This window comes from Wolbachia endosymbiont of Protocalliphora sialia, assembly GCF_053891855.1.
The window spans coordinates 36883-53847 of record NZ_JAIUJX010000002.1; the positions used below are offsets into that span (position 1 = coordinate 36883).

Annotated in this window: 18 protein-coding genes; 9 read left to right on the plus strand and 9 right to left on the minus strand. The window is 34.5% G+C overall.

Annotated elements, in window-relative coordinates; translation table 11 throughout:
- Positions 1–4 precede the first annotated feature (4 nt).
- The 3 genes from leuS (at position 5) to LB100_RS01145 (ending at position 3983) form a co-directional block, all read left to right on the plus strand.
- Complete coding sequence (gene leuS / locus LB100_RS01135) at positions 5–2464, plus strand: leucine--tRNA ligase (protein ID WP_456201069.1); 2460 nt, start codon at positions 5–7, stop codon at positions 2462–2464.
- Between the two features lie 120 nt (positions 2465–2584).
- Positions 2585–3142, plus strand: a complete 558-nt coding sequence (locus LB100_RS01140; RefSeq protein ID WP_456201071.1) for a hypothetical protein — start codon at positions 2585–2587, stop codon at positions 3140–3142.
- A gap of 103 nt (positions 3143–3245) precedes the next feature.
- Positions 3246–3983, plus strand: a complete 738-nt coding sequence (locus LB100_RS01145) for a cell envelope biogenesis protein OmpA (protein WP_456201073.1) — start codon at positions 3246–3248, stop codon at positions 3981–3983.
- Positions 3984–4082: 99 nt separating this feature from the next.
- On the opposite strand, the gene folD is transcribed toward LB100_RS01145, so the two are convergent.
- The 6 genes from folD to ndk all read right to left on the minus strand — a co-directional run bounded on the left by folD (position 4083) and on the right by ndk (position 8855).
- Positions 4083–4970, minus strand: a complete 888-nt coding sequence (gene folD / locus LB100_RS01150) for a bifunctional methylenetetrahydrofolate dehydrogenase/methenyltetrahydrofolate cyclohydrolase FolD (protein ID WP_264719715.1) — start codon at positions 4968–4970, stop codon at positions 4083–4085.
- A complete protein-coding gene (locus LB100_RS01155) occupies positions 4954–5529 on the minus strand; it encodes a UbiX family flavin prenyltransferase (protein WP_264336354.1) in 576 nt (191 codons plus the stop codon). Before LB100_RS01155 ends, folD begins: the two co-directional genes overlap by 17 nt.
- Positions 5522–5779: a DUF2312 domain-containing protein gene (locus LB100_RS01160; RefSeq protein WP_006014634.1), complete on the minus strand. Its 258-nt coding sequence runs from the start codon at positions 5777–5779 to the stop codon at positions 5522–5524. Before LB100_RS01160 ends, LB100_RS01155 begins: the two co-directional genes overlap by 8 nt.
- Before the next feature lie 9 nt (positions 5780–5788).
- Positions 5789–7066, minus strand: a complete 1278-nt coding sequence (locus tag LB100_RS01165) for an HlyC/CorC family transporter (protein ID WP_456201076.1) — start codon at positions 7064–7066, stop codon at positions 5789–5791.
- A gap of 68 nt (positions 7067–7134) precedes the next feature.
- Complete coding sequence (locus LB100_RS01170) at positions 7135–8313, minus strand: aspartate aminotransferase family protein (protein ID WP_416647821.1); 1179 nt, start codon at positions 8311–8313, stop codon at positions 7135–7137.
- Between the two features lie 122 nt (positions 8314–8435).
- Positions 8436–8855 (minus strand): nucleoside-diphosphate kinase, encoded by a 420-nt coding sequence (gene ndk / locus LB100_RS01175; RefSeq protein ID WP_456201078.1) that lies wholly within the window; start codon positions 8853–8855, stop codon positions 8436–8438.
- A gap of 114 nt (positions 8856–8969) precedes the next feature.
- Here ndk and LB100_RS01180 point away from each other — a divergent pair, with 114 nt between their 5' ends.
- From LB100_RS01180 to LB100_RS01190, 3 genes are all read left to right on the plus strand, one after another.
- Positions 8970–9794, plus strand: a complete 825-nt coding sequence (locus LB100_RS01180) for a hypothetical protein (protein ID WP_264336351.1) — start codon at positions 8970–8972, stop codon at positions 9792–9794.
- Positions 9791–10744, plus strand: a complete 954-nt coding sequence (gene hemH / locus LB100_RS01185; protein WP_264336350.1) for a ferrochelatase — start codon at positions 9791–9793, stop codon at positions 10742–10744. The genes LB100_RS01180 and hemH overlap by 4 nt, the downstream gene beginning before the upstream one ends.
- 61 nt (positions 10745–10805) lie before the next feature.
- A complete protein-coding gene (locus LB100_RS01190; RefSeq protein ID WP_456201081.1) occupies positions 10806–11606 on the plus strand; it encodes a hypothetical protein in 801 nt (266 codons plus the stop codon).
- Here LB100_RS01190 and gshA read toward each other — a convergent pair.
- Entirely contained in the window at positions 11603–12757 is a 1155-nt protein-coding gene (gene gshA, locus LB100_RS01195; RefSeq protein ID WP_264336348.1) for a glutamate--cysteine ligase, read from the minus strand. The two genes, LB100_RS01190 and gshA, sit on opposite strands and share 4 nt — an antisense overlap.
- A gap of 82 nt (positions 12758–12839) precedes the next feature.
- Between gshA and hslV the strand changes: the two genes are divergently transcribed.
- Positions 12840–13394 carry an ATP-dependent protease subunit HslV gene (gene hslV / locus LB100_RS01200; protein ID WP_026092657.1) on the plus strand — a complete coding sequence of 185 codons (555 nt, stop codon included), beginning with the start codon at positions 12840–12842 and terminating at the stop codon, positions 13392–13394.
- A gap of 1 nt (position 13395) precedes the next feature.
- Complete coding sequence (gene hslU / locus LB100_RS01205; RefSeq protein WP_264330724.1) at positions 13396–14847, plus strand: ATP-dependent protease ATPase subunit HslU; 1452 nt, start codon at positions 13396–13398, stop codon at positions 14845–14847.
- A gap of 70 nt (positions 14848–14917) precedes the next feature.
- Here hslU and LB100_RS01210 read toward each other — a convergent pair whose 3' ends face one another.
- Complete coding sequence (locus tag LB100_RS01210) at positions 14918–15799, minus strand: FKBP-type peptidyl-prolyl cis-trans isomerase (protein WP_264719718.1); 882 nt, start codon at positions 15797–15799, stop codon at positions 14918–14920.
- Positions 15792–16574 carry a polyprenyl synthetase family protein gene (locus LB100_RS01215; protein WP_006014603.1) on the minus strand — a complete coding sequence of 261 codons (783 nt, stop codon included), beginning with the start codon at positions 16572–16574 and terminating at the stop codon, positions 15792–15794. Before LB100_RS01215 ends, LB100_RS01210 begins: the two co-directional genes overlap by 8 nt.
- Positions 16575–16701: 127 nt before the next feature.
- Between LB100_RS01215 and acpP the strand changes: the two genes are divergently transcribed.
- A complete protein-coding gene (acpP, locus tag LB100_RS01220; RefSeq protein WP_108784289.1) occupies positions 16702–16962 on the plus strand; it encodes an acyl carrier protein in 261 nt (86 codons plus the stop codon).
- The last annotated feature ends 3 nt before the right edge of the window (positions 16963–16965 follow it).

Here is a 16965-nt window from a genome sequence, read left to right on the forward strand (position 1 = left end):
ATTTATGAAATATGATTTTAAAAACGTTGAAAAATTCTACCAAAATAAGTGGGATTTTTCTGTAAGCAAAGATAGTAAAAAGAAGAAATGTTACGTGTTGGAAATGTTTCCATATCCATCTGGTAAGATTCATATGGGGCACCTGCGTAACTATGCAATAGGAGATGTTATAGCACGTTACAAGAGAGCTCGTGGATTTGAGGTTTTGCACCCAATTGGCTGGGATGCGTTTGGATTACCAGCTGAAAATGCAGCAAGGGACAATAACATTAACCCTGCAGCATGGACACAAGATAATATAGATAATATGCGTGCGCAGCTAAAATCTATAGGTCTTTCATACAATTGGGATCGTGAGCTCTCCACATGTGAGCCTGATTATTACAAACACGAACAGAAATTTTTTCTGGATTTTTTAAAGCATGGTCTTACCTATCGAAAAGAGTCGTGGGTTAATTGGGATCCAGTGGACCAAACAGTGCTTGCAAATGAGCAAGTGGTTGATGGAAAAGGATGGCGATCAGGTGCAGTTATTGAAAAACGTAAGTTATCTCAGTGGTTTTTAAAGATTACTGATTTTGCTGAAGATTTGCTTCATTGTTTGCAAAGTTTAAAAAATTGGCCAGAAAAAGTCAAAACTATGCAAGAGCGCTGGATAGGAAAATCTGAAGGGGCAACTATAGATTTTGAAATAGTTGGCCTGAATAAGAAATTAAAGATTTTTACAACTTCTCCTCATACTTTATTTGGAGCTTCTTTTCTTGCAGTAGCAGCAGAGCACCCTATTGTACAAGACCTTAAGGACGAAGAAATAAGAGACTTTATTGGTAATATGAAGGCAAAGGGGGAGAATGATGAAAAAATTGGAATTTACACTGGACTGAACGTCAGGCACCCATTTCTCGACAAGGAATTACCAATTTATATAGCGAATTTTGTGTTGATGGAGTATGGAGAAGGTGCAATTTTTGGATGCCCCGCACATGATCAGCATGATTTTGAATTTGCACAGAAGTATGGTTTACCGATTATTCCTGTAATTTGTGAAGAGACCACAGAGATATTAAAAGAACCGTACGTCGGTGATGGAGTGATATTCAATTCTGAATTCTTAAACAGACTAACGGTTAGCGAGGCAAAAAAAGTAATCATAAAAAAACTTGAAGAAAAAGGAATAGGTAAGAAAACAACAAACTATCGTCTACACGATTGGGGAATTTCAAGGCAACGTTATTGGGGATGTCCTATACCTATTATATATTGTAAAGATTGCGGAACTGTGCCAGTTCCAGAAAAAGACCTCCCTGTTGTTCTACCAACGGATGTAGAATTTACAAGTGGTGGTAATCCCCTGGACAAGCACCCAACCTGGAAATTTGTTGATTGTCCAAAGTGCGGAAAGCAAGCAGAACGTGAAACTGATACATTTGACACTTTTTTTGAATCTTCTTGGTATTTTGCTGCATTTTGCAGTGAAAATAAATCGATTAATAAAGATACTTGTAATCGTTTTATGCCTGTTGATTATTACATAGGTGGAATAGAACATGCAATTCTACATTTGCTTTACTCAAGGTTTTTCTGCCGTGCTTTAACTAAATGTGGCTATTTTGACATTAAAGAGCCTTTCTCTACTTTAATCACTCAAGGAATGGTCTGTCATGTAACTTATAAAGATGAGAATGGCAAATGGCTCTTTCCCGAAGAAGCAAAAGAGTTGATTGCGAAGGGTACTAAGATCCAAGTTGGAAAAGTCGAAAAGATGAGCAAGTCGAAAAAGAACACAGTTGACCCAAACTTTATCATAGAAAAATACGGTGCTGATACTGCTCGTTTGTTTGTATTATCTGACACTCCTCCGGAAAAAGATATGGAATGGTCTGATGATGGAGTGGAAGGTTGTTTTCGCTACATAAATAAATTGTGGCGTATGGTAGTGCAACTTAGGCCCGTAAACATACACTATGATAATGAAAACATTGTAGGTAAACTCCTAGAGTACAGAAAAAAAATCCATAAACTATTGCAAGGACTTACAGATGACTTGGAAAACTGCAGATTAAACTGTGTGGTAGCAAAGTTTCGTGAAATGACAAATTTAATAGCTGAAATAGATGTAAAAACTGGAAAATCTCTTATTGATGAAGGTATATGCATACTAATCAGAGTAATTGAGCCATTCATGCCACACCTGGCTGAAAATTTATGGCAAGAAATAGGAGGCGAAGGTATGCTATATCTAAAGCCTTGGCCAAAAGCTGATGAATCACTACTAATTGATAATATGGTGACTGTAGCAGTGCAGATCAATGGAAAGTTACGTGCGACCATTGAAGTGGCAACTGATTTACCTCAAGAAAAATTGAAGAAAATAGCAACAGATTCTGTATCTAACAAAATCGATCAAAGCAAAATTCGCACTATATATGCTGTACCAAATAAGATAGTAAACATAGTTATATAAAAATTTTGAGTAGCATGTCGCTAATTTCGTAGGTATACTTTTTTTGATATGAGGTTATATCTTTTTTAATATAAAGGATATATACTTGTGCATTATATATTTTTTTGTATGGGTAGTTATATGAAAATAAAAGGATTGTGTGTTTTAGCTGTGTTGCTCACTTCATCTCTAGCAGGTGCAGCTAGTAATAAAGCAGCTAGTAATAGTGCAAAAGAGCAGTACTACGCAGGTTTAAACTTTGGTGGTGGATGGGGTGCTGGCTTAAAAATAAAACCTGGCTTAGTTTTTGGTTATAATTATGATAAAAGCTCTAAGTTTGAACTTGAGATTCTCACTGACGTAAGTGATATGTTTGGTGCAGAAGATAAGAAAATGGGAGCTAGTTTATTAGCTAATTACCGTTATTATCCTGACGTTGACATTGATCCTGTGAAACTATATGTCAGTGGAGGTTTAGGAGGACATCTACAAGTAATGCCTTTTTCTCTTGGCGAAGGTGAAACACTAGATAAAATACTTGGTGCTATTTCCTACAAACTGAAGGTTGGTGTTGATTATGAAGTTGCTCCACAGATAGTTGGTACAGCTGCTTTAACCGTAGGCGGGCAACTGAGTGGTTTAAAAGCAAAACAAATACCAGATGCGATGCTGGAAGTAGGAGTACGTTATAGTTTTTAATGCTGGATGGCATTGTGTACATGTTTAGGTGTAACCATAAGCAATGCTCAAAACTTGCTGCTAGCATGTTTGAACACTTATTCCAGTCTGTTTTAAGGAAGTAATGTGTATGAATTATATGAGAACGATGAAAGTGTTCGCTGTGTTGATTGCTTTAGCAAGTACAGCTAGTAATGGTACAAGTGAGTTAGAAGATCAGTACAAAGATCGGTATGAAGACCAGTACAAAGATCAGTATGAAGATCAACACAAAGATCATTGTGAAGATCAATACGAAGATCGATATGAAGATCAGTACGAAGATCAGTACTATGTAGGTTATGTAGGTTTAAACTTTGGAACTCGATGGGGTGAAAGCTTTCAATTGAAACCTAGCGTTGTTTTTGGTTATCATCATAACCAAAATTCTAAGTTTGAACTTGAGGTTCTTGCTGACATAAGTGATATAACTGATAAAGCAAAAAGAAAAGTAGGAGCTAGTTTATTGGCAAATTACCTTTACTATCCTGATCTTGAAATTGATCCCATTAAATTATATGCTAGTATAGGACTGGGTGGATATATTCGAATATTGCCATCTTTTGGTCTTGGTGAGGATACAAATGCAGTTAACACTTCAAATTCAGCTGCAACTGTAGCCGCAGCCGCAGGTCAAAATGAAACACTAGATAAAATACTGGGTACTATTGCCTATAAAGTAAAGTTAGGTGTTGATTGTGAAATTATTCCGCAGATAATTGGCACAGTTGCTATTGCTGCAAGCGGTCAATTAAGTGGCTTTAAACCACCGATGAAAAAACCAGATGCAATCATAGAAGTAGGTATACGTTATAATTTTTAAGCTATGAACACTTTGAATCCTTATACACAGTTATATGCTCGGTGCTATATATGTGCTATTTGTAAAGGTATTCTGTTTATGCTAACATTAAGCTAAACCTTAAGCAATAAAATCAGAAGGATCAACTTCCCGCTGTAAGCAAGCAGCAACTACAGTGTTTATCATAAGAAATGCTATTGTCATCGGGCCAACTCCACCAGGCACTGGAGTAATAGCTTTGACTTTTTCTTTTACTCCCTCAAAGTCAACATCACCCACAAGCTTACTTTGACTTCCTATGTTAATGCTATTTATGCCAACATCAATCACTATTGCACCTTTTTTTATCCAATCTGATTGAACAAAATTTGGCTTTCCAACTGCTGCAACTACTATATCCGCCTTAGAGCAATAATCAGCTAAATCCCTACTTTGTGAATGCAAGATGGTAACAGTGCAATTTTCTTGCAACAATAGGTGAAACATTGGCTTACCCACAATATTTGATCTGCCAATGATTACCGCATTTTTACCGGACAGATTATTTTCAACTGACTTAATTAAATGCAAAGAACCTTTGGGAGTACAAGGTATCAGACAATTTTTTTCACCTTTAACTAACCTGCCAACATTTTCATCATGAAAGCCATCTACATCTTTTTCAACACTTACTGTATTAATTATTCTGCTTGCACTGATGTGCTTTGGTAAAGGTAACTGCACTAAAATTCCATGCACAGATGAATCTTCATTTAATGTATTAACTTTTTCAATCAATTCGTCTTCTGAGATACTATCAGGCAAAACAATAGTTTCAGAACTTATGCCTATTAATTCTGCTTTTCTTTGTTTATTACGAACGTAGACCTGACTTGCTGGATTGCTACCCACAAGAATTACTTTAAGACAAGGAAAAACATTATACTCTTTCTTTAAAATATCAATTTTTTTTGATAGCTCCTCACAGAGATCATTTGCTATTTTTTTACCGTTAATAATAATTGACATTTCCTTGCCACTCCTTGAAGTCAGGTAATGCAATATCAAATAAATTCAATACTTTACCAACAGCATGATTTACAATATCATCCAAAGATTTTGGTTTAATATAAAAAGCAGGCATCGGCGGAGCAACAATTGCTCCCATCTCCGTTAGTTTTAACATATTTCGGAGATGTCCAAGATGTAGTGGAGATTCTCTCACCATAAGAACTAATTTTCTTCTTTCTTTTAGAGTTACATCTGCAGCCCTTGTTAATAGATTGGAAGTCACCCCCGATGCTATTTCAGACATTGTTTTCATAGAACATGGAGCAATAACCATACCTGAGGTTTTAAATGAGCCGCTTGCTATTTTTTCTCCTATTTTTTCTTCAGAATAGTAAAAATCTGCAAGCGATATAATATCTTCAAGTTTTTCTTTAATCTCATGAGCTATAGTTATTTTTCCAGCACTGCTGATCACTAAATGAGTTTCATGATTGGTATTTTTTAGTGCTTCTAGAATCCGTACACCGTAAATAGAACCAGATGCTCCACTTATTCCAATTACAATCCTACTATTCACCTTCGTAATTCATTCCCAATGCACGTTTGTAGGTATCAAGTAATATTTCCTGTTCCTCCCTGTCATCATCATCCATCTTTCTTAGCCTAATAATCTGTTTCATCACTTTTATATCCCAACCTTCATCTGCAGCTTTTGCATATACATCACGAATGTGATCTTGCACATCCCTCTTTTCTTGTTCAAGTTTTTCGATTCTCTCTATATAGCTCTTCAAATCTTCAGCCGTTATTTTTACTGTATCTTCCATAGAACCCAACTAATTAATTGCTACTACAGTATTATCAGTTTTTACTTGTACTTCAATCATAGTAATAATATTTTTATCTTTTTTTAAAATCTTAAAGTAAAAACCGTACATGGAAAACTCTTCATTTTCTTCAGGAATGCGCTCTATCTCGTTTACAATCATACCTGCTAGAGTTGTAGCTTCTTCATCAGGAAGATCCCAATGTAACTGTCTATTAATATCCCTAATAGTAGATTTTCCTTCTATGTGATACATATTATCGGATATCTTTTTTATAAAATTCTCTGTGATCAAATCATGTTCATCTGAAATTTCTCCAACTATTTCTTCCAGTATGTCCTCAAGAGTAACAATTCCCTGAAGGGCTCCGTACTCATCAATAACAAATGCAAGGTGTTTCCTATTTTTACGAAAGTTGTGAAGTTGCACACTAAGCGGTGTACTTTCTGGTATAAACCAAGGCTTTGACATAACTTGGGTAATATCTATTTTATCACCCTTTTCACGTAAGGCATTTATTAGATTTTTTACGTGAACCACTCCGACAACGTTATCTGGTTCTTTTTGCCATAAAGGTACCCTACTATGACTACTAGTCAAAATCTCTTTTATTAACTCTTCTTTGTTTCGATCTATATCAAGAGAAAATAAGTTTCTCCTGTGGGTAATAATTTGCGATATCTCCGTCTCAGCCAAATCAAGTATACTACTTAGCATATCTAAATCCTGTTGTAACATAGTTCCTTCACTGCGATGAAGAGTAATCATATTACGCATTGCATCTGCTGCAGATATTACCTCCCTATTCTTATGAAGCCCACATAACTTCAGAATGAGATTGACAATAAACTGAATGCCTAATGTCAATGGAGAAAGAATCTTGACAAAAAACAGCATAAAATAAGTAGAAAGTAATGTAAATTTTTCAGGATTTTGCATGGCGTAAGTTTTTGGTAACACCTCGCAAAACAGCAAAATACAAAACGTCATCATAGCTGTTGAGAAAAAGATGCCCTCACTTTCAAAGAAATTTATAAATATTGCTGTAAATAAAGCGGAACAAGTAATGTTAATAATTGTATTGCACAGTAGTATTGTTCCTATTGTTAATTCTTTTGTATTCAATAAGCGGTCTATTATCTTAGCTCTTTTATTTCCATCTAGCTTTAGTTTATTAACTCGGGAGCGGCTAATTGAAGTTAACCCTGTTTCTGCTCCTGAAAACAAAAACGATAAAATCAATAAGAAAAAAATTGCTGACAATACTGAAATCAATAACCAATCCATTAAAGTATGATGTTATTGAGATATAGAAACAGAGTTGATTTTATATGTTGTAAGAAGCATTTGCAAGTCTATATATCTTTAATATAAAAAAATAAATCATGAAATATATCACACACTGCATTCACATGCATATTCTCAACAACAAGTGGAGGAGTTATTCTTATTACTCTATTATTTAAAATTTTAGTCATTATTAAGCCTTTGTCAAGAGATTGTTTAACAATTTTATCAGCCAAAGGTAATCTAAGCTCTATCCCTATCAATAAACCCTCCCCACGAACTTCTGAAACGATCTTCGGAAATTCTTCAGTCAAAGGCAACAACTTTTCTTTTAGATATTTACTGACCTTCTTAACATGGTCAAAAAAGCCTTCCTTTAGCATTACATCGAGTACTGCATTACCAACAGTCATGGCAAGTGGATTACCTCCATAAGTTGACCCATGAGTTCCTGGAGTGATTGCTTCTGCTATATAATCTTTTACTAAACATGCAGCCAGAGGAAATCCATTACCCATAGCCTTCGCACAAGTGAGCATATCAGGTTCAACTCCTATATTTTGATAGTAAAATAGAGAGCCAATCCTTCCATATCCGCATTGCACTTCATCAAAGCATAAAATTATTCCTTGAGCTTTTGTTATCTCTCTTACTTTTTTAAGATACTCTACGTCCAATGGATGTACTCCGCCTTCACTTTGTATGGGCTCTAAAAATATGGCAGCTGTTTCGCTATTGATTTTCTTTTCTAATGCTTCAATGTTATTTCTTGGAACTTTATCAAAACCAGAAAGGAGTGGAGCAAAACCTTCGCGTGATTTTTCATTTCCCCCAGCTGAAATTGCAGCAATACTGCGGCCATGAAAACCTCCTTCAATTGTAATGATGTGACTGCGCTTTTCTTGTCCATTTAAGTAGAAATAGCGGCGAATAAATTTAATTGCAGCTTCTGTTGCTTCAAGTCCACTTGAGCAGAAAAAAACTTTATCGGCAAAGGTAAGTTCTGTTAAACGCTGAGCAAGCCTTTCCTGCTGAGGAATAGTAAAAATATTAGAGCAGTGCCATAATGAATCCAGTTGCTCCTTCAGTTTATCTGTAATGTATGGATGACAATGCCCTAGAGAGGTTGTAGAAATTCCTGCAGCAAAGTCTAAATATTTTTTACCATCCTTATCGAAGAGATATACTCCTTCTCCTCTAACTATAGAAGCTTCAGATCTATTATAAGCGTTAACAACATGATCCATTTTAAATATTATCTATACTGTGCATGAAAAAGCTTTCCCTTAATATTGCTTAAACTAAAAATTGGGCTAATATTATACAGTTCAACATAAAATTCAGAAATTTAATATGTAAAAAAGTAAAACTACACCAATTCACATTCAGCAAAAAAGAAAGCTATTTCTCTATGAGCATTCTCTAGACTATCAGAACCATGCACTCTATTTTCACTAATATCATCAGCAAAATCACCCCTAATTGTACCTTTATCTGCCTGCTTTGGATCTGTAGCACCCATGATTTGCCTGTATTTACTGACTGCATTTTCACCGATTAAAACTTGAACTATCACAGACCCAGAAGTCATAAATTCAACCAACTCTTCAAAAAAAGGCCTATCCTTATGAATTTCATAAAACAGCTCTGCTTGTTTTTTTGTCAGCAGCATCATTCTTTGTGCTATAATTTTTAGTCCAGATTTTTCAATGTAAGAATTTATACTGCCTGTAATATTATTTTTTACTGCATCAGGTTTTAATATCGAAAGTGTTCTCTCAATTGCCATATCATTTCCTTATATTAAGATCGTATATTTATAGATTTATTTTATTATAAACTTTGATTTGATAAAAGCAATTTTTCACTTATAGTTAAGAATAAACCATCAAGGAGGTGTTTTATGGGGTGTTGTAATAAAAAAAACAACAAACCAGTCGATCCTAATGTTAAACAATCAATTGAAACTACACTTACTGCTAAAGAATGGGTTAATCAATTCAAGTCATCAATTTTTTGTGGGACAAAAGGATTTTTAACTTTTAATTTGGCATTTTTGAGTTATTTAGAGTATAGCTTACACAATAATACAAAATTAAAAGAAGGCGCTGTTTTTGCAATAAAAAGGAATACTATTCCATTTTTCGAAATGGCTATCATAGTGCCATTTGTTTGTCTTGCATTACCATCTATGATAGGTGGGATGAACCTCATGCATTGTGCGCTTATATGTGCTGCACTGATGGTTGCAACATGTTTTGTTGTGAGAACCTTTTACTTGCGTGAAAAGTTATTGAAAAAAATGACTAATAATGAAAATTATACCGAGGAACAAATAGAGCAGGAATTTAAGAAAGACACTATAAAATTTCCTATCTTTGATAAAAACAGACAGCATATTGAATATAATTCTCCTAATCCAGGACAACTAATGAATGAAAGTCCTCCCTCTCTTTTTGTTAAGGTTTTACTTTTCCCCCTTACGATTTTTCTGAAGGCTCTACAAAGCTGCATAATGATATCTTTGGCTGCTGTTGAACTTCTTGAAGCAGTGCCAAGTTTTTGTGTTGATGTGGTTTTCGATAGAGGCTTTGCATCTACACAGAGTAACATGAAGAGATCTGCTCATCTATTGTATGCCAGTGTAAGAAATTTAGTGCCTGTAACTAAACTTGATGAGTGTGTAGCTGATTTTATAGGCAAACCTGAAGAAAGGTGCTGTCAGTGAAGAAGGCAGTAATCTTATTTAACCTAGGCGGACCTGATTCACTAAGTGCGGTCCGTCCTTTCTTATTTAATCTTTTTTACGATAAAAGAATAATAAATCTACCAAATCCTTTTCGCTTCCTTTTAGCAAAGTTTATCTCCAAAAGGCGAGAAAGTACTGCACAAGAAATATACGAGCACATTGGAGGTAAATCGCCAATCTTGGAGAATACAAAAGCACAAGCTGATGCTTTAGAACTAAAATTAAATGAAGATGGAAACCATGTGTATAAGATATTCATCTGCATGCGTTATTGGCATCCATTTGCTGATGAAGTTGTTAAAAGCGTAAAGCAATTCAACCCTGACGAAATCATTCTGTTACCACTATATCCGCAATATTCAACCACCACAACTCTATCATCCATAGAGAATTGGCAAAAAAATGCCAAACTGGAATGTAACACAAAAACAATTCACCATTATTATGACAATGAAGACTTTATTGAAGCTCATGTTAATCTGACGTCTAAATATTATAAATTAGCTAGCAAAATCGGTAAGCCAAGAGTCCTATTCTCGGCTCATAGCTTACCTCTTAGTATCATTAAAAAAGGCGACCCTTACGCTTCACAGATAGAAAAAACAGTAAAATTAATAGTAAAAAAATTGAATATTGAAGATCTTGATTGGGGAATATGTTATCAGAGTAAGGTTGGCCCTGTAAAATGGTTGGAGCCTAGCACTGAAAGTGAGCTATCACGCGCGAAAGACGATAATATACCTGTAGTTTTATCACCTATATCTTTTGTTTCTGAGCATTCTGAAACACTGGTTGAACTTGATATAGAGTATAAAGCAATTATCAAAGACGGATATTACTTTCGCGTACCAACTCTCAGTACTGATCTCTTATTTATCAAGTGCTTGGCCGATTTATGTTTAGATCACTCTCAAAGTACTGATTTATAGCACTTTTCTTTTTAGATTTTTATAGTATAATATTAAAAAGTTATTATTTTATTATCTACTTATGCCAAAAGGTAAGCCAAATACATTTATAGAAAGTATACATGATGTTCACAATCATGATATTAGAAAGATGTATTGTATTGCAGTAGGTTTAACAGGCATATTGTGTAAAATTTCATTGCAATTCTGTTGCGAGTTTATTGATAACAACAGATCCAATATTTGTACTATATTAGATATTTCTAAGTTCATAAAACTACCAACATCAATAATATTTGCTCTTCACTTTGGTCTCAATTTAGCTGGATATAAATCTAAAAAACTTCAGAATGGTAAAGGGGGAAATGAACCTGAAAAACCAATACAGGTTGTGGGTAGCTTAGCCTTCTTGGCAAACTGTGTCATAGGAATATTGATGCAGACAAAAATCATTCATTTCTTAGCTAGAAACAACAAGGATGTAATAAGTTATATTAGCTTAACATCAGCAGTTCTATTTCTATTTTCAGAATGCATAAACTGTTATTATACATGGAAGAAGTATCTAGATAATAAGGATTCTGAAAAGTCTGCTAAATATGGCAAAGAAGTTATTTTTAGCACATTCGCTTTGTCATTGGGCTTGTTAAGCTTCATATTAAAAAGAATGGAACTTCCAACCATACCAATAGACTTGGGTGGTGGCATAATCTATAATTTCAACTTAACTGTTACGGTCAGTTTGATACTAAGCATAGCATATCTAGTATCAAACATCGATAAGTTTGTCAATCAACCTAATAATGGTACTGATCCTTCTACTGGACTTGATGACGCTCACCATATTCAGCATAATGACAGCATTGTAGAAATTAATTATTAGAGATGAAAAGACTTAATTTCTACTGCCAATGCTAGCACTGCTAATTTGCTAACAATATTCCAAAGTGGCAAAGTTTTATTTTCTTGGCTGATGTCATAAAATTCACAGTCAGTGGAATTCAAGCTAGAATATACATCTTTCCTGCTATTACATCGGTATAAGTAACATGTTGGAGTATCTCCTATATAGTATATTAGCGGTTCTGCAGAACTACTTTTAAATATGTCAATAGTTGGTACACCTTCTTGTATAATAACACTATTGATTGCTATTCCTTCTTTTATCTTTTTCATTTTATGACGCTTTTTTTTATTGAGATTTAATATTTCCTTTCCACTTGTTGCTGTTATAATGCCCATTCCATATGTGCCATTGCTTGCTTTGATAAAAACGTAAGGTTGTGTTTTTATTTCATATTCCTCATATTTTTTTTGCACTAGAGATAATATTTGGTCAACTTTAGTCGCTACTGCTCCTAGTGATGAATCATCATTAAAGTCGACTCCATTACAGCTTTCTGTAAGCACAGAAATAAGCCATGGATCCATTTTAAATTCGCCACAAAATTCGGACACTAATTTTTGATAGATTTCAAAATATTGAAATTTCTGCCTACTGTGCCAGCCATATAATGGACTTGGCACTATCTCTTGTTTTACGTTTTCTAGTGTGTCTGGAATGTGGCTAGTCATATCACGGTTCAGTATAATAACATCAGGCACAAATCCTGAAGTTGTCTTCAGCAAAGAGTTTTCTTTCACAACAGTTTCATACTGTTCTATTAAATTGTACGTTTCATTATGAAAGAGGCCAATTCTAGTTTCAAAACCTGCGAGTTGCAGTACTTTCTCTATAACAAATACGTTTTCTATATACATTTTATTTCGTGTGTAATTCTCCGGTATTATAAGAGTCTTTTTATATTGTTTTGTTTCAAAATAACTTTTTATTAGTTTTGCTGCTGTTGCTCTTGATGTCTCACTTAGATTGTTGAACCCTGCAGGAAATAAATTAGCGTCCACTGGGGCAATTTTGTAGCTGGAGTTTCTAAGATCTATAGAGCTATAAAATGGCAATGTAAGGCCGTTAAATTTTGCCTCAAACCAATTATTTATACTTTTTTCCAAATCTGGGCGAATTATGTTTTGCATCTACACTTTAAATGTTATAAGAAAAGTACTATATTATAAGTTATAATCTTAATATAATATAACGAATTAAAATAACAAAAAAATGATTCATCATGACAGCAGTAAAATGTATGGTACTACTATACTATCAATTAGAAGAGACAAAAATGTAGTAGTAATAGGTGATGGGCAAGTCTCGCTAGGCCATACCGTTATAAAATCTGGAGCAAAAAAAGTTAGGCGTCTTTCTGGTGATTCCGTAATTGCCGGTTTTGCTGGAGCAACAGCTGATGCATTTACTCTCTTCGAAAGGCTAGAATCTAAACTTGATAAGCACCCAGGACAGTTAATGAGGGCATGTGTTGAACTTGCAAAAGACTGGAGAATGGATAAATATCTAAGAAAATTAGAAGCTATGATGATCGTGGCAGACAAGTCCATTTCATTGGTCATTACAGGAACGGGTGATGTTCTTGAACCTGAAGATGGTATTGCAGCCATTGGCTCTGGAGGAAATTTTGCTTTATCTGCAGCAAAAGCTTTGATTGACGTTGAAGGAATATCAATAGAGGAGATTGCAAAAAAGGCTATGAAGATAGCTGCCGATATATGTGTTTATACAAACCATAATCTAATTATTGAAAAAATAAAGGAGTAATATGTCAAGAACTTTGTGTACCAATTCTTCTGGTCAACCTGTAGTAGGTCAATCTGATAATAATGATGACTGCAATAAAAAAAACGGCCTCTATGAAAATGAAGGTACAGAAAGTAGCAGCATCCAAAGCTCACAAGCTTTATTAGATGATCTACCACCACAGAAGATAGTTAAAGAGTTGGATAGATTTATAATCGGACAGAATGACGCAAAGCGCGCTGTTGCTATTGCACTCAGAAATCGTTGGCGTCGAAATAAAGTCCCACTTCCACTACGTGAAGAGATTATACCTAAGAATATACTCATGATAGGCCATACGGGAGTTGGTAAAACTGAAATAGCTCGCCGTTTAGCAAAGCTTGCTGGTGCACCTTTTATAAAAGTTGAAGCAACGAAATTTACTGAAATAGGATATGTTGGACGTGATGTTGACTCGATAATACGTGATTTAGTTGATGCAGCAATAGTTTTAGTTAAGGAAAAAGCACGTAAAGCCTTAACTAAAAAAGCTTTAGGTTTGGCTGAAAAGATAATAGTCAACTCCATGGTTGGTGAAGATGCAACCGAGGAAAGCAAAAAAGTTTTCAGAGAAAGACTGAGAAATAAGGAATTTGAAGATGGAGAAGTTTCTATTAACGTCAGGGAGAGCAAGGGTATGCTACCCACTTTTGATATACCTGGCATGCCAGGTGGGCAAATTGGTGTGATGAACGTAACAGAAATCGTGGGCAAGATGTTTAATGGGAGCAAAAAAACAAAAACTATTACAGTTAAAGTGAAAGAAGCACGTGAAATATTGATTAATGAAGAAAGCGAAAGGTTAATGGATGAAGACAAGATAATCAAAGAAGCGATTGATCTTGTTAGCAATGAAGGCATAGTGTTTTTAGATGAAATAGATAAAATTGCAGCACGTACAGAAATAAAAGGTGAAGTCAACAGAGAAGGAGTGCAGCGCGATCTGTTACCATTACTTGAGGGAACAACTGTTTCAACTAAGTATGGCCCCGTAAAAACAGACTATATATTATTTATTGCATCTGGTGCCTTTCATTTATCTAAGCCATCTGATCTTTTACCAGAATTACAGGGTAGATTGCCAATTAGAGTGGAACTTAAGGCGCTTACTCAAGAGGATCTAATAAAAATATTAAAGGAACCAGAATCTAGTTTGTTAAAACAGTATATAGCGTTAATGAAAACGGAAAATGTAACACTTGAGTTTACTGATGATGGTATAGAGACTATAGCTGAAATAGCATTTACAGTTAATAGAGAAGTGGAAAATATAGGTGCAAGAAGACTTCATACTGTCATGGAGAAGCTTTTGGATGAAATAAGTTTTATCGCTTCTGAAAAAAATAGTGAAAAATTTGTTATAGATAGCAAATATGTAAGAGATAAACTAGAGTCAATTTCAAAGCAGCTTGATTTATCTAAATTTATACTTTAGAGGAAGCCTACTTTAAGTAATATAGAGCATTCAAGAGGTTTTATTTTTTCTTACTTCGTAATTCTTTAAGCTATTTTTCAATAGTAGAATTCAAACTTAAATCAATTATTGAGATATTTTCTTCATCAAAATCTATTTCTTTTATTAATATACCAGTTAAAAGATCAGGTGGAGAAAGAACTGTTCTTTTATTACCAGCTCTCATTCCCACAACTCCAAGTTCTATAGCAAGTGGTATTTTTTTGTCACCAACCTTAAACTGCACTATTTGATCTTTGATTATATACTCACCATTATGTCTCTTTATGCTATATTGAACTGATATCTCATCGCCACATTTTACTCGCTTTCCAGTTTTGTTAATTAAGTCATTAAAAATCATCAGGTTATTTACTGAATCGGGATATTTATCTTTTACTTCAATCAGTTTGATGTAATAAGAGTTAAAACTCATTTTGTTGTCATCAGCAGCAATAGTAACTACACGCTCTCCGCCTTCTTTCATACCTATTACCCCTAAACTCACTTCTTTTAAGTAATCCTGACCTATTTTCAAATTGACATCAGTCGGAAGTAGCGTTGCTAGGTTGTTGGAGACTTTGTACATTTGTAGCAGAACTTCTTGGCCACAGAAAACTTTACTGCCACTACCTTCAGTAATTTCATAAAAGTTTATCATCTCTTCTTCTTTTTGCTGTGTTATTTCTTCTAAATATTCTGCTAACCCATGCTTTTCAATATAACGATCAACAGCTGATTCAAGTATCGGCCTGACCAAATAACTTGCTATCATCTGTGTCAAACCACCATGTGTAGCATTTATTTCGTAAAGCTTTTCCCTTTTCTCTGGTTTATCTTTGTTTATATAAACAATCGTAATTATAAAAGCAGAAGCTAAAGTGAGAATCATTACTACAGAGATAAACATTTGTAATATAATTTTTCTAACCATCTTTTTTTACTTGATTCAATAAATCATATAAGTCACTAGTATTCCCTGAAAGCGTACTTAAATTATCTGAGGCCTGTTTAAAGAGACTATCTATATAGTTTTCCATTTCATTTTTTCCAAGCACGGACATTAAATTGTTTGTTTTATCTTGCTCATAATCTTCGATATCATCCTTGGCTTGAAAAATAAGCCCTAGATTTATTCCATAGTTATATAATGCTTCCCGCTCCTTGTCTGTAGCGCCTCCTATTATAGCCCCTATTTCACATGAAGCTGCAAATAGTTTTGCAGTTTTCATCAAATGAATTTCTTTTATTTTGTCAAAATCTGCACCTATATCTAAAATCTGCCCTCCCACCATTCCCTTCATTCCTATTGCTTGAGAGAGCACTTTTATGATCTCACAATTTAACAAAGATAATACCTCAAAAGCCAGGGTAAGTAATGCATCTCCGGCCAGTACTGCTGTTGCTTCACCAAATTTTTTGTGGCAGCTTGGCTGGCCTCTGCGGGTGTCACTGTTATCCATACATGGCAGATCATCGTGAATGAGGGAGTAAGCATGAATAAATTCAATTGCTGCTGCTGCTGTTATTGCTTTTTCAACCTTTATGTTGAATATCGACGAAGATGCTATAACTAAAAAAGAACGTATATGTTTTGCAGGAGCAAGAAGCACATAACGCATAGCTGATATAAGTTTATTCTCGCTATTTTCAGGTAAGAGCTTATTCACTTCTACAACAAGCAAATTTTTTGTTGTTTCGTCTAGCATTTTTAAATTTATTAACTATCGAGTGCTAAGAGATAGGAAGTTTTTAATAGTTTATATAATCATAAAAGCTATTGCAAACATCAAAATTTCTTATAACATCAGAGAATAGGTTATTTTTTAGTAAGAAATGAGCGAATTGGCAAAAACCACTAGGGAAGATATAGAAGAAAAAGTAAAGAAGATTATACTAGAGCACATCAGTAAGGATGTAGAGAAATTTGGTAATTCTTCAAAGCTGTCAGATCATGGCACAGATAGTTTAGATGCAGTTGAAATAATCATGGCAGTTGAAGAAGAGTTTGGTATAGAGATTCCTGATGAAGATGCGCAAAAAATGGAAACTATGGAACAGATAGTTGAATATATAGTAAACAAAGTAAACAATTGATGT